The 17,396-nt window shown below is 52.7% G+C and carries 11 protein-coding genes; 1 reads left to right on the forward strand and 10 read right to left on the reverse strand.

Annotated features, from left to right (window positions below):
• Nucleotides 1-410: 410 nt before the first annotated feature.
• The 4 genes from ACFQ0N_RS26385 to ACFQ0N_RS26400 form a co-directional block, all read right to left on the reverse strand.
• A complete protein-coding gene (locus ACFQ0N_RS26385; RefSeq protein ID WP_379332078.1) occupies nucleotides 411-1,586 on the reverse strand; it encodes an aminotransferase class I/II-fold pyridoxal phosphate-dependent enzyme in 1,176 nt (391 codons plus the stop codon).
• Nucleotides 1,570-2,523, reverse strand: a complete 954-nt coding sequence (locus ACFQ0N_RS26390; protein ID WP_379332080.1) for a D-alanine--D-alanine ligase — start codon at nucleotides 2,521-2,523, stop codon at nucleotides 1,570-1,572. The genes ACFQ0N_RS26385 and ACFQ0N_RS26390 overlap by 17 nt, the downstream gene beginning before the upstream one ends.
• A 14-nt stretch (nucleotides 2,524-2,537) precedes the next feature.
• Complete coding sequence (locus tag ACFQ0N_RS26395; RefSeq protein ID WP_379331984.1) at nucleotides 2,538-4,019, reverse strand: aminotransferase-like domain-containing protein; 1,482 nt, start codon at nucleotides 4,017-4,019, stop codon at nucleotides 2,538-2,540.
• A 98-nt stretch (nucleotides 4,020-4,117) separates the two neighbouring features.
• On the reverse strand, nucleotides 4,118-7,405 hold the full coding sequence (locus tag ACFQ0N_RS26400; RefSeq protein WP_379331987.1) for a glycosyl hydrolase: 3,288 nt from the start codon (nucleotides 7,403-7,405) through the stop codon (nucleotides 4,118-4,120).
• Between the two features lie 136 nt (nucleotides 7,406-7,541).
• On the opposite strand from ACFQ0N_RS26400, the gene ACFQ0N_RS26405 reads away from it, so the two are divergent.
• The gene (locus tag ACFQ0N_RS26405) at nucleotides 7,542-8,474 is read left to right on the forward strand and encodes an AraC family transcriptional regulator (RefSeq protein ID WP_379331989.1); all 933 of its coding nucleotides are present in this window, start codon (nucleotides 7,542-7,544) and stop codon (nucleotides 8,472-8,474) included.
• Here the strand turns inward: ACFQ0N_RS26405 and ACFQ0N_RS26410 are convergent.
• The 6 genes from ACFQ0N_RS26410 to ACFQ0N_RS26435 form a co-directional block, all read right to left on the reverse strand.
• Entirely contained in the window at nucleotides 8,432-8,728 is a 297-nt protein-coding gene (locus ACFQ0N_RS26410; protein ID WP_379331991.1) for a HesB/YadR/YfhF family protein, read from the reverse strand. The genes ACFQ0N_RS26405 and ACFQ0N_RS26410 overlap by 43 nt on opposite strands.
• Before the next feature lie 38 nt (nucleotides 8,729-8,766).
• Nucleotides 8,767-11,640: a hypothetical protein gene (locus ACFQ0N_RS26415; protein ID WP_379331993.1), complete on the reverse strand. Its 2,874-nt coding sequence runs from the start codon at nucleotides 11,638-11,640 to the stop codon at nucleotides 8,767-8,769.
• 886 nt (nucleotides 11,641-12,526) lie between these two features.
• Nucleotides 12,527-14,437, reverse strand: a complete 1,911-nt coding sequence (locus tag ACFQ0N_RS26420) for an ADP-ribosylglycohydrolase family protein (protein WP_379331995.1) — start codon at nucleotides 14,435-14,437, stop codon at nucleotides 12,527-12,529.
• Nucleotides 14,438-14,602: 165 nt separating this feature from the next.
• Nucleotides 14,603-15,469: an AraC family transcriptional regulator gene (locus ACFQ0N_RS26425; RefSeq protein ID WP_379331997.1), complete on the reverse strand. Its 867-nt coding sequence runs from the start codon at nucleotides 15,467-15,469 to the stop codon at nucleotides 14,603-14,605.
• A 119-nt stretch (nucleotides 15,470-15,588) separates the two neighbouring features.
• Nucleotides 15,589-16,473: a carbohydrate ABC transporter permease gene (locus ACFQ0N_RS26430; protein ID WP_379331999.1), complete on the reverse strand. Its 885-nt coding sequence runs from the start codon at nucleotides 16,471-16,473 to the stop codon at nucleotides 15,589-15,591.
• Between the two features lie 14 nt (nucleotides 16,474-16,487).
• Nucleotides 16,488-17,387 carry an ABC transporter permease gene (locus tag ACFQ0N_RS26435; protein WP_379332001.1) on the reverse strand — a complete coding sequence of 300 codons (900 nt, stop codon included), beginning with the start codon at nucleotides 17,385-17,387 and terminating at the stop codon, nucleotides 16,488-16,490.
• Between the last annotated feature and the right edge of the window lie 9 nt (nucleotides 17,388-17,396).

Genomic DNA, 17,396 nt, shown 5'->3' on the forward strand with positions numbered 1-17,396 from the left:
CACGAGGCAAGTTTTTCTTCCCTTATAGCTCCCGCTAACGAACCTGACAAACCTTATTCGGCTCAAAATGGGGCCTTCTGCGGTGTAACGAATCTACAGATCGTTATTTACCGAAAATCGGCCGCTTTCCCGCCTTTTTTCCTCCAATAACGTGTGTCTGGTTCGTTACACGCTGAGCAAGCCGATTTTTTGGCCAATAGCGTGTCTCAGGTTCGTTAGAGGGAATTAGCGAAAATAGCTGATCGGCTGTCCACTTGGCTTAAAAAAACACTTCTCGTCCTTCTACGCTCCAGTTTAGACCACACCAGCCGAAATTTCATAAACTCAAAAAGAAACCGCAGCGCAATTTAATGGAAGGTTCACCCGTCCAGCAAAAAGAGGCGGTTTCTTTTTTAGCATGCTAATACATATTATACCGGCTGCAGCACCTGCATGAACCGCGCCATCCGCTCCAGCGCTTCCTCCAGCTCGCTGCTTGAAGCCGCATAGGAGCAGCGGATAAACCCTTCCCCTCCTGTGCCAAAAACATGCCCAGGCACGACGGCCACCTTCGCTTCCTCCAGCAAGCGGCGGGCGAACACTTCCGATGTCATCCCGGTGGAGGCGATCGACGGAAAGGTATAAAACGCTCCCTCCGGCTCATGGCATGATAAGCCGATCGCTCTCAGCCCGGCTACGAACATTTTGCGGCGGTTATTGTAGACGGCCTTCATCTCATCCTTGGCGTCCATGCCGTGGCGCAGCGATTCGACGGCGGCGATTTGGGCGATTGTCGGCGCGCACATCGCGGTATACTGGTGAATCTTAAGCATGCCGGCGATCAGCTCGCGATTGCCGCAAGCGTAGCCCACCCTCCAGCCGGTCATCGCAAAAGCTTTGGAAAAGCCGCTGACAACGATGGTCCTCTCCTTCATTCCCGGCAAGGAGGCAATGCTGACATGCCGGCGGCCGTAGGTCAGCTCGGCGTACACTTCATCCGAGATGACCATTAAATTATGTTTCTGAATCAGCTCCACAATCGGCAGCCAGTCCTGCTCAGTCATCACTGATCCGGTAGGATTACTCGGATAATTGATCATCAGCACTTTTGATTTTGGCGTTATGACAGCTTGTAGCGCTTGTGGGGTCAGCTTGAACTGCTCCTGCGCACTGGTGGCAATCTCCACCACCTTGCCGCCGTGCAGATGAGTGATCGGTTCATAAGCAATGTAGCTTGGCGCCGGAACAAGCACTTCATCTCCCGGATCAATCACTGCCCGGAGCGCCAGATCGACGGCCTCGCTGCTCCCTACAGTGACCATAATTTCACTCTCCGGTTCGTATGAGAGAGCGAAGGTGCCCGCAAAGTATGCGGCAATTTGCTCCCGCAATTCGATCAGCCCGGCATTGGACGTATACTTCGTCCTTCCCTCGCGCAGGGCGCGAACGCAAGCTTCCCGCACCGGCTCCGGCGTTACAAAATCCGGCTCGCCAACCCCAAGCGCGATCGTATCGCCGCCTGCATCGTTCAGGTCAAAAAAAGCGCGAATGCCTGACGGCCGTATATTGCGTACACATGCTGACAAAAAATTACCCGATCCTTCCATTGACATAACCACTCATCTCCCATTCCCGCTTGCGCTCACGTAATGAGCAAGCAATAATCCGATCCAGTAAATCGCTAAACGACATGCCGGCCGCAGCCGCGCTCTTCGGCAGCAAGCTGTTCGCTGTCATCCCCGGCAATGTGTTCACTTCCAGCACATAAGGCACATCACCCTGCAGGATCATATCGACGCGAGCATAAACGCTGCATTGCAGCAGCCGGTAGCTCGCCAGCGCGGCCGCCAGCACGCGTTCCTCAACGACCGGCGGCAACTTGATCACCTTCTCTTCCGCGCCGCCGTCCTCATATTTCGCTTTATAATCAAACCATTCCGAATGAGCGGAGCGAATGCCGATAATCGGCAGCGCTTCTCCATCGAGAATCGAACAGGTCAGCTCGTCGCCCTGGATATACGGCTCGACCAAGATCGATTGATCCCATTTGCATGCCTCCTGCACGGCATCCAAAAGTTCCGCTTCATTCATAACGAGCTGTGTCCCGATGCTTGAGCCGCCGGTATTCGGCTTCACAATAACCGGATAACCGAGACGCTGCACAGCCTGCGGATCATAGTCCCCCATACCTTGCCAGCACAGTCCTGACGGTGTGCGGATTCCCGCCGCCTGCAGCAGCATTTTGGCCAATTCCTTATTCATGCATAAACTGCTGGCCAAGACGCCGCTTCCCGTATACGGCACCCCTAATGTTTCCAGCGCCCCCTGGACAGTCCCGTCCTCGCCGTACTGGCCATGCAGCGCAAGCAGGGCAATGTCTATGCCTGCCGCTTGCACTTTCCGGATTAAATCCGCCCGTTGCTCAATGACGATGGGAATCACTTCGTACCGGCTCCGATCCAAATGAGCCATCATCTCCTGTCCTGTCAACAAGGACACTTCACGTTCTGCCGACACCCCACCCATTATGACGCCAACCTTCACTTGCGGCACCTCTTTCATCCCATTAGTTGTCCGGCCGTCTGGCCGATCAAGCGAATCCCTCGTTCAATATCGTCATCCGCTACCCGCGAAAAGCCGATACGCATCGTATTCCCGCCTTCGCCGGCCCCTGTAAAAAACATATCCCCCGGTGTAAAAATGACGCCTTGCCCGGCGCATGCCGTGAGCAGTTCCCGCGTATTGAAGCCCTCTGCAAATGTCAAAAACAGATGCAGTCCGCCGTCCCCGGACAGCTGCGCCCAAGGAATATGCGCTTCACAGCAGGCCTTCGTCCATTCATATTTGCGTTTATATTCCGTGCGCGCTTTTTTCAAATATTTATCGAAATTGCCGTTTAGCAAATATTGATACAAGATCGACTGATCCATCGTCGACGTATGAATCGTGCGCGCGCGCTTGATGCTCTCCAGACTATCAATCAGCTCCCGGTCGCCCAGCACCCAGCCGACGCGCAAGCCTGGAAACAGCACCTTGGAAAAGCTGCCGAGATAGATAACGCCATTGCTTTGTCCGGCAGTCGCAATCAGCGGCGCAACATGAGCGCCGGAATAGCGCAGCTCTTCATTAAAGCCGTCCTCGATGACCGGAATCTGATAACGCATCATCAATTTCATCACCGCATTCCGCTTCGCCGGGGACATCACGATCCCTGTCGGATTGTGGTAGGACGGCACAAAGTAGGCGACATCGAAGGAGCCCGCTTCCAGTGCCTGCTCCAGCTGCCCGAGATGAATGCCGTCGCGCTCCATCGGAATGCCTGTAATGTCATAGCCGTGCAGCTTCAAGTTTTTAATTGCCGTATTGTGCGTCGGATTTTCGCAAAGGGCGGCGCCGCGGCGGGCCGGATCGCGCAGCGCCGACAGGACGATATCGAACCCTTCCGTGAAGCCGTTCGTAATCAGCATATCTTTGCCGCGAATATCTACTCCTTTATGCTCCATGTAACGCAGCAAATAGTCGATTAACGGCTTATAGCCCTTGGCGTAGCCATAGTTAAGCAGCACCTGGCCCTCGATCGACATCCGGTCCATGAAGGCCCGCTTCACATTGCCCAAATCGAAGAGCTGTTCATCCGGAGCAATGCTCGTAAAGGAAATCGTTCCTTTCCTTGCCTGTATGCCATGCTTCATAATATCGAGCCGGGCCGCCTCCTGGGCATATGCGTTCATTTTGGCTTTCCAGTCGACCCGCCATAGCTCAGCTGTTCCGAACGTGCTTTCCCCTGATCCGGCATGGCCCACCATTGCCGCAACATAGCTGCCTTTGCCCCTTACCGCATAAGTAAAACCGTCATCCTCTAGCCCTTCGTAGGCAGCGATCACTGTATTGCGGCTTACATGCAGCAAACTGCTCATTTCGCGCGTCGAGGGCAGCTTCTGGCCAGGCTGCAGCGCCCCTTTTATAATTAAACGTTTGACGTATTCTTTCACTTGTATCGCGACCGGACGGTCGTCGATGAGCTTGAAATCGTGGAACATTATTCATCGCCCCCATCATTATGATGGCATACTATGCCGCATAAAAAAAGAACCACCGCGCTGGATTTTTCCTCCTGCGGTGGTTCTTCTCTCATTTCTTATACGATTTCGCGCACATCGCGCAGCTTGTGCTGCACCGGATCAAAGTACATGCCATCCAGGCTGCCGATCAGCGTATTCGTTACTTTTACTTCTATGCTGTTCGCTCCTTGCCGCAGCCATTCGCATGAACCTGTCCAGCGATAATCGCCCAGGCAGTGTACACCTAAAGACTGCCCGTTAACGGCTACTTCCGCCGCTTCATCAAAGTAATCATCCCAATCCGCCATCGACCATTCGAAATAGGACTGCTGCGGCCGTTCCTCCAGCCAGTATGTTTGGCTGAATACCATCGTCCCGCAGTAGAACGGGTAGCTGCTCCATGGCCCGCGCCGCAGCGGAAGCTCCTCCGCCGGCTGGACGATACAAGCCGCGCCCTCCTGATCGAAATGAACCCCAAAGGCGCCGGCCAGAAAAATCGGCTCAACGACGCCATGCCAGTCGCGCTCCAGCTCTGCCCGAATCGTTATTCTGTTGCCGCCTGTTCGCAGATGAGCGGCAGCAGGGCAGCCGATCCGGTGCGCGCCCAGCTCCGGCATGGGCCCAAAAGCTGCCGGCGGCAGCAACTGGCCGTTAACATAGATTTCATACCGTCCGCTTATCGCTGCCGACTCCATCGCAAACCAAGCCTCTGCCGGTACATAAGCAGCATTAAATTCCGTTTCATACCACATAATAACAGGATAATGCAGCTCCATCCTGCGGGCAACGCCGAAGCCCGTTGTCCAATCGCTCGCCGGCTGCAGCTGTTTTCCGCCGCCAGCGAGCAGCTCGACATAGCTTTGCGGTTCAAATGGGTCCGAGGCGCCCGGCAGCTTCGCCAAATGCCACCGTTCGCGCCGCCCCTCATCCTGTTCATCAAGTCTGCAGCGGAATCGAGACAGGCGAAGCAGATTCGCCGCTTCCGGCCGCACCTTCCACAGCTCGCCTGTATTGTGCTCAAACTTGAATACAGCATCTTGCTGTGCCGGTGCAGCAGGCTCCAGCCGCTGCGGCTGTGCCGTCCTTTTGACCTGCATCCAGCATGACTCATAGCCGCCCAGCTGCAATGGAATGCGAATGCCTTCATCGGTCTGTACATACGCTGCCGCCTCATGCGTGCCTGTGAACAAATTGAGCTTGCCGACATGAATATTGGGCGCCCCACCCGGCTCATGTCTAACCCACAATTGCCCCTTGATCGGATGCTTCTCCTGATTCGTGACAAATACAAGACGCTCCCCTGATGCCAGCTGGCGCACCTGCATAAGCGCAGCGCCGCTATCCCCTTGGTCAACCGTAAGCCATGCCGCAGGCGCGATCTGCGTTCGGATCATTGTCAAATACTGCTGCACCGTCTCGTTGTCAGTCAGCATTCCCGGGACATTGTAAAAATAAGCGCGATGCTCACCCTTATACCACCGGCCTTGCTCATTAGCTTGCTGCTGACCGCCTTTACAGCCGAATGCCGCTCGCATGCCGGCACACACATTGCCGTCAGCTGTCAGCTCCAACTCCGGCAGGGATCCGAGAGACAGCACTGTCCCTCCCTGCTGCAAAAACTGCTCCAGCTTATGCCAGGCTGCCGGCTCCAGACAGCGCAGCGGCGGCAAAATAACCATTTCATAGCCGGCATCCCCGATTTGCAGCTTGCCGTTCGCTATTATGGCGCGAGTGTCGAGCAGTTCTGCATCCAAATGATCAAAATCAATTTGATGCATTAGCAACTGCTCGCAAATAGCGGCCCAATCCGTTTTTAACCGTTCAAGTTTACCGCCATGGTCTTCCCCCGTTACGGGATGAAAGCCATGGATCGAATTGCCGCCAAGCGACCAGAGCGAAGCCATCGGATCAAGGACAGCTATGCGAATATCCGCTGTTCCCTGCCGCAGCAAATAGCTCATTCTGCCGGCATAGTCAGTTAATTGATGCATCCACTTCCAGTAAGGATTTTGCACGAATTGGGAAGGCGGTGCATCATGCTTGCGGATGCCATTCGTCGAGTAGAAATAGGCATGCGGTGTAAACGTGTTAATGCCAAGTGCGGCGAAGCGGTCGATCATCCACTTGGCGTCAAGCAGCGTCATCGACCAGCCTATACTATGAAAGCATTCCACTAGCGCCTGCTCTCTGCCGGCCTGCCGCGCGATCGAGGAGGCCATTTTGGGATTGTAGCGAATATGAAAAGCATTTTTTCGCAGCAATTGGGCGAGCGGGATGCCAAGCTTTTCGTGCCCGCTATCCGCACTTGGAATATGGCTGTATAGTTGCGTCGCGCCGCGCATGCTGTTTACTTCCGTAACATAAGCAATGCCATGCTGCTCGCACCAGTCGTGCATGCGCCGATGATAATTTTCCCGCAGCTGCTTCTCCATGCAGTCCATATAGTCGTAGCGGACGACCGCCGTACGCTCCCCGCGCTCAAACCATAAATCAAGCAGCGTTTCCGCTTCCAGCAACCGATAGCCTTTGGCCTTAAAAAAAGCTTCCGGAAGCTGCGGCGTCCATGGGAATAGACCTTCCAGCCCCACTTCATCCGTGAAAATGCCCGGCACGGTCTGCCCGAGCTCGTCTCCCAAATGCTGCGCATACCGCTCATGCGTCAACGCTATAAAAGAAGACATTGCCTCCGGGTGGCAGGGATCGACATAGGTGCCGTAATATTTGAAACTGCAAAGCTCCTCATCGGCAATGACGATCACTTCCCATTTGCCCTGCGGCGCAGTCCAGCATAACCGCTTGCCTGGATTGGCACTAAAATATCGCTTTTTGTTATATGGCGTCAGTCCGCCTTGCTGAAACAGCTCTTCCGGCTGCACGATGCCGATCTCGGAAGCAAGGTCGATCCTCCGCGACCAATCAAGCTGCTCCCCTCCATCGCCGCCAGCTTTATATGGTACGGCGCAAGCAAGCTGTACAAATCCTAGCGGCAATTCAATTCTGGCCTCCTGACCGCCTTCACAGGTTTGCTGGTACTTCCTCCATATGCGCTGCTTCGCGTCAGGATGCAGCAGTGTCACCTCCCCGCCCGCGATGCCGCTCGGATACGGATACTCGTCATACAGCCAAGCCTTCATGCCATGCTTCTTCGCCTCGGCAACGGCCAGCTTGACCAGCCTGAACCACCTGCCGGACAAATACGGTACGGTCAGTCCTTGCCGCGCACAGAGAAAAAATCCTCCCAGACCTTGCGCCGCCATCTCGGCAATTTGCGAGCAAATTTCCTCCTCCTGCATATCTCCATTCCAGAACCAGAACGGCAGCAGCCGGCAGCTGGCCGGCGGGTTGGCAAACTGTCTATCATCCATTTGCATTACACTCCTGTCATCATGCCTGTTTGTGACCAGTGTAGCTGATCGTATGGCATAATTAAGGGGGTGATCTATTGATTATTAGGGGGTAAAATAAAGATAACTTTGTTTGAAACCGAGGTGAAGCACAGCGATGGAGCAAAAATATTTTGACAGCTACATTCACCGGGGCGATATTGAGACCCGTTACGAAGTTTTTATTAACCGGGTTCATGAAAGCTTTCTCACCCCGCCGCACACCCATGACTTTATTGAAATTAATTATGTCGCGGAGGGCCGCGGCTATCATTATATTAACGGCAGCGATCCGCTTGCGGTCAGACGCGGCGATATCTTTATTTTGCCTGTAGGCACCTCCCATATGTACCGTCCCTACTCGGCGAATCATCAAGAGCCGCTTATCGTATATAATGCAGTTTTCCCGTTTGAGCTTGTTCCCATGTGGAGCCGTTCCATGCCGGTTCCGCCGCAGCTGGAAGCTTTCCTGATGAGCGGGAAGCAGCATTACCGCCAATACGCGGACCCCGATGGCAGCATTGGCCAGCTCTTTGACCAAATGTATCAGGAGTTTGTGCAAAAACCGCTTGGCTACACCTCATTGTTAATGTCCAGCGCCATTGCCATTCTCATCCGGCTGCTGCGGTTAGAGATGAAGATCGAGCTCGAGCAGCTGCGGACAGCCTCCAAGCTCGACGATGTATTTCAATATATTCAGCGCCACTATTGCGAGACGATCCCGTTAAAAAAAGCCGCGGACCTCGCCTGCCTCAGCCCGGGGCATTTCTCCCAGATTTTCCGGGCGGCAACTGGGCGCACCCTTGTCGAATACATCCAAAATATGCGCATCGACAAAAGCTGCAGCCTGCTATGCACGACGACCATGAAAATTGCCCAAATCGCCGAAATGGTGGGTTATCAGGATCTCCGTTTCTTTCAGAATATCTTTAAACGAAAAACCGGCACGACCCCCAGTGAGTTTCGCAAGCGCTTCTCAGCTGGCAGCTATGCCGGTTCCATCGATCGTCATGACGGCTCATCAACCGTCATTCGGATTTCTTCATCTTGAGCATCAAAGGCAATGCGCAGATCCTTTTGCTCCAGATACCACAAATTCTCTTCTTCTATATAAAATTCAATGCCTTCAACATTCGTACGCAGTCCCGGGCTTCTCGGCACATCTTCCATAATGCCGAGCGAAAGCCCCGGATGTACGCTCCCGCATCCGCCAAGACGAACATAGATGCGCAGGCAGGCACCGTCTGCGAGATCCATTGCCCGCTTATACCAGCTTGCCGCTTCCGGCTCTACGACCAGCTTCATACTTCCACCCCTTCATACTTTACTTGCGCATGCATCAGCTAGGTCAGCCGAAATAGCTTGCCGTTCTCCAGCAACACGCCCTGCTGAACCTGTATCCTCCACAAGGATAATGCATAGCGCTGCTGCTGCTGCCTCAGGCGCAGCTGCTGCTGCAGCTGTTCGCTGCGCTGCTTCATTGTACCGCACTCTGCTTGCCGCTCCGCCGCCAGCGCAATGTCGGCCTGCAAGCTCTCCAGCAAGCTGCGACTTGTATCAAGCATCGTATGACAGACCTGCACAACAGTCTCTTCGAATGCAGCAAATATAGACTCGTGATAACGTTCCACTACGAGCGGGCCATTCATCTCCAGCTGATGAATCAAATCCTGCCGCACCGTCTCCAGCACTTTATCCGCGCCGCTAAAAAATGAGCTCAAGCCGCGAAGCATCCCGGTTAGCGCCCCGTTATCCACTAAGATGGCCGTCCGGTAGGTCTGGCCTTGGACAAATCGTTTGATCGCTGCCGCAAGACGCGTCTCAAGCTCGTCCCACCGCTCTTCCTCATAAGGCTCCAGCCGCTTCGTCAGGGCTTCATCGCAGGCGAGCAATTGCTCGCGCTCGTGCCGCACTCTGGCGAGCAGCTTCGACACCGCCTCGAACGATACTTCCATTTGCCAGCTTAATCCATCCAACTCCTTTGTGAAGAAATCGGGCAGCTGCTGGCGGGCCCACTGCTCCAGCACGAGCTGCAGCTTTTCCTCAACTTGGGCAGGAAGCGTCTTATAATCAAAGCCCATATAAACCTGGCTTGTTTCTTTTCGCAACAAACCCGGCACATGTGCAAGAAGAAAGGTCTTCGCCGCTTCCTTCAGTTCATCGAAGGCTATGCTGATCTTTTCAGTATGAAGGGCAATTTCGCGATTTAGCAGCTCGGCCAGCGGCTTCAATTGGGCTTGCAGCTGCTCATAACGCTCTCCAGCCTGCGTCTCGCGCACAGCCTGCTCAGTTAACCGCCGATCATAGAGGATGAATGCCAGCTCATACTTGCGATCAAAGCTCTCGAAACGAGATGCCATCGCGCTGCGAGGAGTTACTGTCAGTAAAAACGATTGCAGCCCGGCCGCCTCCGCCTGGCGTTTGTTAGCAGGAATAAACAGCCGCGGCGCCAAACCCAACATCTCGGTAAGCCAGGCAGCTACTTGTCTTTCAGCCTTCTCGAGCTGCTTCTTGCCAAGCAATTCCGTACGATTGAATACAAAAGCGAGCTGCCTCGCTGTGCCCCCCATTGCCAGAACGCCTTTCACAAACTCTCTGTCGAGCCGTGTCAGCGGGCGGGTCGCATCAAGCACCAGCACAATCGAATCTGCAAAGCGCACTAATTGTTCCGCTGCAGCTTTCAGCTGCGCCCATTCTTCCAACACAGGGAGTTCGAGCAGCGCCAGATGATTGTCGGACAGCCAGACGCTATCCACTTGGATGCATGGGCAGGGGTCATTCGCTCTGTCTTCGGCTGTATGTACAAATATACGGGCTGCAGCAACGTTCTGTCCGCTTCGCTCCAGGCCGGCCGGCTCTCCAAGCAAGGCCGATACGACTGCAGTCCGGCCGCTGCTGTCGCTGCCTGCGATCAGCAATCTGCGCTCAAAACCGGCTGCTCCCGCCAGTGCCGCATGAAACTCATCTGCCGCAAAACCGGCGGACTCAATCTGCCTGACAACTGCTTCTGCCAAGGTAAGCCATGGATAAGGCTTCTCCGGACGCTGCTCGAGCTTGTGGTAAGCGGTCTGCTGCAGCACGTCTATAACTGCCTGCCGCTCCTCTCCATTCAGCCTCCCCATCGCAAGCAGGCGCACGGCCCCTTCGTAAATATATCTGACATTGTCGCCATATACACCAAAGTGCATTAATACCCAAGCCCCGACTTGTCCGTGCCTTTCTCTTAGCGAAGGATCGGCATCACACCGCTGTGCAAAATGAACAAGCAGCGAGCCGGTGCTTCGGAGCTGTTCGATAATTTGCCGATTGGGGATAATGTCCAGCAATGATTCAAGCCAGAATGTTATAAACGCGCCATCATCCCGATGCTCCTCACGTTCATACAATATGTCCGCTAACCGGTCCCACTGCTCCCACTCTTGTTTGCTTGCCAGCATTTCAAACAGCAGCCGGCTGGGTTCCAGCAGCGGGGAGTCCGCCTTCTGCTCGCCGATCATCTCGACTGCCCGCGCAGCCCATACTTCCTCCCCGGTTTCCGCATAGCGGCTGCAGCATAGCTCATACGCAGCCTGCTTGTGATGCTCCTTAAAATATTTATATGCTTCCTCCTGCACCATCCGGTACTCAGGCTCTTTATTCAAAATAACTTGAAGCGCTGCTGCCGCATCTCTGCTCCAGTGCATAGCGCGGTAAATTTGGTACAGCTGCCAGTGCTTCTCCAAAAAGAGCAGCGAATCTTCCGCGCATTGAATGCTTAAGCATCTAGTCCGGGCTTCATTGCGATCTCCTTCGCGCAGCGCAGCATCGCTAAGATGAAGTGCTTTCCAGCCTGCATACTTGGGCGGTACAACACGCCAATACATCTCGCACTCAGTCAGCTTGCCATTCCGCAAATAGATTTCGCCCAAATAAAACCGCACTTCGCCCAAAAAACGATTCAAGCCAGACAGATACTGCAGGCGCTGCATAGGAGCAGGCTTTTCCTGCTCGATCCTGATTTCATTCTTCAGCTTTGTTTCCTGCTTCAAGTAATGAAACAATGCCGTGTCGCCGTAAGCCGCCTCCCCGCCTTCAGTCAAAATCCGCCATTGATAGCCGCTGAGCAGCAAGAGCGCCATCTCCCAAGTCTTCTCAGGCGGAGATTGCTTGACAATGTCTACAAAGCTTTGCTCCGATGCAATCGCCAGCTGCAGCTCCTTCAGCGATACGTTACTCATGAACCGGCTTCCCTTCATCCAAAAAATTTATCTTTGTCTCCCAAATATTCGCTATAAAGCGCCATTTTCCCTGCCTTGTCCAGGGCCGCCATGGCAGATTTGCAACAGGGCGTCAAGAAGAAATTATTCGGGTTGTTGCCTGAAAGCAAAAATTGCTCTCAGATCCGCTTAATTTCCCGGGGAATGCTATGCCCTAAGGCTGGAGATCTTCCTATAGTATAGCGGATTGCCGCATTGCAATCATCTCCCTTTGCTGCAAAACAGCGATCACAGGAACGTATGTTTGTAAATTTATTATACCAAAAGCAGATTTGGTGCGCTACACGTAAATGTCGTGTGCCACGCCCGGCGAGCGAAAAACGCCCAGATGTTGCAGTTTTTGCAAGGCTGTCGATTTACCACAATATGGGTTGTGCTTTGTAGCTCTATTTTACTGGGAATTTATTTCTATTGGCCGACTAAATGGATTTTCTACAGTTCGTTTTTTGTTTTGTTCGTTCGATAGCCGGACTAGATGGAAAACCTACAGTTAGAATGGGAGTTAGCGATGGATAGACTCGATTTGGCCCAAACTAGCTGGATGATTTCCAGTTAGACTGCAAAATCGTCTGTTTTTGGCGTATATACCTACATAAAATCCAGTTAGTTTTGGGGTAATGGAAGTCAAGCGCAGCTTTTTAAGGCCGAGCTCTATGTCATAAGAAGAAACGGCTGACGCCGTCCTTGGCGCGAGGCAAGTTTCTTCCCCTGAAATTTTATAGAATTTGCCGAGTGAAACTTATAAATTCTATAAAATCAAAAAAGGAGGAGACCGCAGTCCCCTCCATCTCCTTTTCAAATACGCCTGCCCTTTGAGCCAAGCATGCCGCAGCGTTAACTGGCTGTATTATTGAACATTGTACGAGCCAAGATCGAACGTCAAAGGCTGGCATGAGCCTTTTTCCGAGAAGTTGAGGCTGTACTCGGCGTGTGCCCCGCGACGAATGCATTTTAAAAGAAGCACATTGCGGCCCGCATTTAACTTTATGTTTGAGCAGTGCTTATTTTCGGCTGTCCACCAGTCCATTTGTTCAGATTTGCTGATGCAAGTCCCGTTTAACCATAACTCATAAGCATCTGTATGCCCGATCATGACATGAAGGACACGCTCTTCCGGGCAATAGAGCTGTCTCTCGGCATAAACCACACATGGGCCTTGATAGCCGACGAAATCGGACACCGAGATCAGATCCTCATACGTTTGCCGGATGACCGGTTCATCCGCGGCTCCTACCAGATACGCTTTCTCCATGTCTACTACGGCATTCAGGTGAAATTGCCGGGTAATGTCCGTTCGCTCATCCGGATCCGGAATGGCTTCCTCCAGTTCTTTAAAGTACCATTCCCCCAGCTCAGTCGGGATCGGCGTCCGGACATTTTCCCAGAACGGGCCATGCACACTCCAAATCGCGGCTCCTGCCAATCCAAATGTATAGACTTGAGACTTTCTCCCGCTGGATAACGTCAACTCAAATAAATTCTGTTCCATTAAAATCGGAAGGGATGGCGGCACCTCGACGGATATTTCCAGTTCAGCCGAACCCGCTCCCAGCTCGATCCTTCTCGCATCTAAAGCGATTATCCAGCCTTTCGGTCCTTTCAGCGTCAATTGCCATTCCATATCTGGTACTTGCGGTGCATATTTGCTTACCCGGAGCGTCAGCCGGCGCTTCTCGCCAAGCCCAATAGCCGGCACTCCGCCGTAATCCACGTCAACATGAAGCATCCGGGGCAGATTGGTAGGAAGCGGCTCCCATTCAGGAGCGGCTGTAATGATGACTTCTTTGTTTAACTCCGCAGCGACGGTTAAACCTGCCCTGCACGTGTCCACAGCAAGGCTGTACAGGTCGAGAGAAGGCCGGGTCAGATCAATGCTTAATTTGTAACTGGTGTCGCAAAATTGGTACGTCTCAATAAGATATTCCGCCCCATGAATAATGCCCAGCAGGGCTCCGGCTGTTGCGCAAGTGCAATCGGTATCGTAGCCGCAATTGAGGGCAATCATCGTGGAGCGAATGAATTCTTTCTCGCCATGAATGAGGGAAAGCAGTGTGAATCCGGTGTTTTGATACAAATTTGTACAGTCCGGATGCCCATAATCACGGATAATCCACTCCCGCACGCGTATCCAGTCCGATTCGCCTTTCGACCAACGGATTGTATCTTCCACAAGTCGGCGGATCTTTGTACCTTCCGGCAGCCACTTAAGCCCCAATCCAAAGAGCCGATTCAGATCGGTTTCAAAAAACGCTTCGGCCTCGACTGCCGACCAGAATTGCTCCATATATACCGAATCGCCTTCATGATCGAGAATGCCGTCTTTTGCAGCATACTCGGCGGCAAGTGCCGGATTTCCCGGGGAGACGCAGGCCCAAAACTCCGAGCGAATCGGACATCCCATACCGTTGACGTAATAGCGATTGTTAAACGCCCCAGACAACGGGGGATGAATGCCCCTGGCATAATTTTTCTTAAAAACTGCATACTCGCCCGGCGCATACGGTACCTTTTCGTAAAATGCCTCAGCCAAATCTTCCGAATCGATATAGATCCCCTTTCTCTCCATCACGTCAAGCCATAATACTTGAAGATCCAAATCATCATTCGGGAACATTTCCTGAATCGCCTTTGGGTCATATTCGTATTCAAATAATTCCTTACGTCCCTCATAGGGAGCCCCGATCGTCCCGGCAATGCTTTTACCGATCCAGGCCCCGTAAACTTTGTTCAAGTACATTTCATAGCTGATTGTTCTCATGCTCATCCCCCTTTGCGGATTGTACCCTCAGTATAAAAGTACAAAACCATGAAAAAAACCGGATTTTCTCCGGTTTTTTTGCACAATCCTATGATTCACCCGTCCATAGCCGACTGCAGTGGATGACCCGTCGCCGGCTCCGGGCGGATCGGTGTTTGTTGACATCTACGACTGAAGACGGAACTGGCTGGGCGTAACCCCTTCATATTGTTTGAACGTACGGCTGAAATGAGGCAGACTCTCAAACCCGCTTTGTTCCGCCACCTCTGTAAGTGATTTGTCCGTTGAACGAAGCAAATGTCTCGCATGCCCAATCCGTACCAGCACAATATACTTTCCGGGAGAAAGCCCCGTAACTTGTCCGAACCGGGTAATAAAATGGTTTGGGCTTAAACTCGCAAACTGCGCCACCTGCTCAACGGACAATTTCTTCAGGTAATTCTTGTGGATATATTCAATCGCGCCGGCGATCAGCTCATCTGTTACCTGCCAGGAATGGTGCACATTATCTTTGTCATGAATATCTCTGAGCAGTCCGGTCAACACCATCATGAACCGCGCTCTTGCCGACATCTGATAACCGGCCTGCTGAAGCGAAAGCTCTTCCAATATAGCAAGCAGATGCTTACGTACGGAAAGTACATCCGATGGGACCCACAAATTGGGGATACCCGGATTTACCGGATGCGCCTCCTGCCGGGCCGGGTCTATACCGTAGAGGTGAAAGTGAACCCAAAGATATTGGGCTGACCGGGATATGCTAAGATGATGCGGCACATGGGGACCGATGTATGCACATGCCCCTTGTTCCGCTTTTATTTGCTTTCCGAATGCCGAAATATCAACGGCTCCTTTCACAACAAGGATCATCCAATGAAAAGGCAGGGATCGCATATATTTGTTCTCACCCGGATCAAACGTAACGGCTGGAACTGTACGCAGATGCTTAACGGTCGGAAAAGTCCAGGGCCAGTCCTGCATCTCCCAACCAGCGTGTACAATATCGGGCACCCAAATGTTTTCAGCTATCAATACACACTCACCGCTCCTCAAATATGATCGGCATATTGCTGCTTCCTCTCACCGATGTTCTATTCTCATTGTAGCGGTTCAAAAAAGAAATCTCCAGACTGCATTTACATCTCCTGCGTTCAGCCTTTGACGCTGCCAAGCACAATCCCCTTCACAAAATATTTTTGCAAAAACGGATAGACCAGCAGGATGGGCAATGCGGCAAGAAAAATTTGCGCCGCCTTGAGCGTCCGATTGGAAATTTGCGACAGCTTTTTAATATCCTCAATATTCATATTCATCGGATTAAAGGTGACCATAACCGTTTGCAGATAGCTTTGCAGCGGATAATGCCGCGGTGAATTCATCAGAATAAGACCGTCGAACCAGGCGTTCCAGTGGCCGACGACTGCAAACAACGTAATCGTGGCCAGCGCCGGCTTGGACAGCGGGATAAAGATGCGCCACAGCGTCGTCTGGTGGCCGGCCCCGTCGACAAATGCCGCCTCCTCCAGCGCCTTCGGAATGCCTCGGAAAAAGTTAAGCAGCAAAATCGCATTAAACACCGGCAGCGCTCCGGGCAAAACAAGCGCCCACAGCGAGTCCATAATGCCTGTGCCTTTAATCGTCATATACCACGGAATCAGACCGCCGGAAAACAGAATGGTAAACACGAAAAACCAGGCATACGCCGTCCGGCCGAAAAAAGCGCTGCTCTCCTTCGACAACGGATAGGCAACAAGTATGGTCAACAGCATATTAACGAACGTGCCGAGCAGCACGCGCTGAACCGAAACGAAAAAAGCGCTGAAAAACTCCCCTTTTTGCAAAACAAATTCATACGAATGCCAGTTGAAGCCTTGCGGCCAAAGCTTTACAGCGCCGGCGGCCGCCAATTCGCTGCTGCTTAGCGAAATGGCAAATACATGGATAAGAGGAAGGACGCACACGAGCGACAGTACGATCAGAAAGCTGTAATTCAGTATGGTAAAGCCTCTTCCCATTACCGATTGTTGCATGGGCATTTGATCCTCCTCCCTTAAAAAATCCGGTAATTGGCCAGCCGGTAAGCCATATAATAGGAAACGGCGATAAAACCGCACGAGACGACAGATTTGAACAGGCCTACCGCAGTCGCCACTCCGTATTGCGTCTCCACGAGCCCGATCCGGTAGACGAACGTATCCAGGATATCACCGGTCTTATAGACCTGCGGGCTGTACAAATTGAACACTTGATCGAAGCCGGCGTTGAGCACGTTGCCCAAACTAAGGGTAGCCACGAGCACGATAATCGGCAGCATGCCGGGAAGCGTGACGTGCAGCGTTTGCTTGAAGCGGCCCGCTCCATCAATGATCGCCGCCTCATACAGGGCGAGATCGACGCCGGATATCGCAGCGAGAAAGACGATCGTGCTGAATCCGAACTCCTTCCAAATATCCGAGACGATGAGCGTAAAACGGAACCACTCCGGATTGCCGAGAAAAAAGATCGGATCGCCGCCAAAAAAAACAATGATTTGATTCACGATGCCTTCCGAAGGCGACAAAATATCTATCAAAATGCCGCCGAGTATAACCCACGACAAAAAATGGGGCAAATAGATCAGCGTCTGAATGCCGCGCTTGATCAGCTTAGCGCGGATTTCATTGAGCAGCAGCGCGACGATGATGGGCACCATGAGACCGGTTATAATTTTGAGCAGCGCGATGACAATCGTATTCCATATCACCTGCCCGGTATCAGGCAGCGCAAATAAATAAGTAAAGTTATCCCAGCCGACGAAGGGCGAGCCAAAGATCCCTTTGGCGGGATTGAACTTTTCGAAGGCGATGATCGCTCCGGCCATCGGCCCGTAGCTGTAGACGGCCACCAGAATAATTGCCGGAAGCAGCATGGCGTGAAGCGGAATTTGCCGCAAAAGCTGTTTTTTTCGCATGGCGCTCTC

Source organism: Paenibacillus sp. GCM10027626, from assembly GCF_042676285.1.
GTDB lineage: Bacteria > Bacillota > Bacilli > Paenibacillales > Paenibacillaceae > Paenibacillus_Z.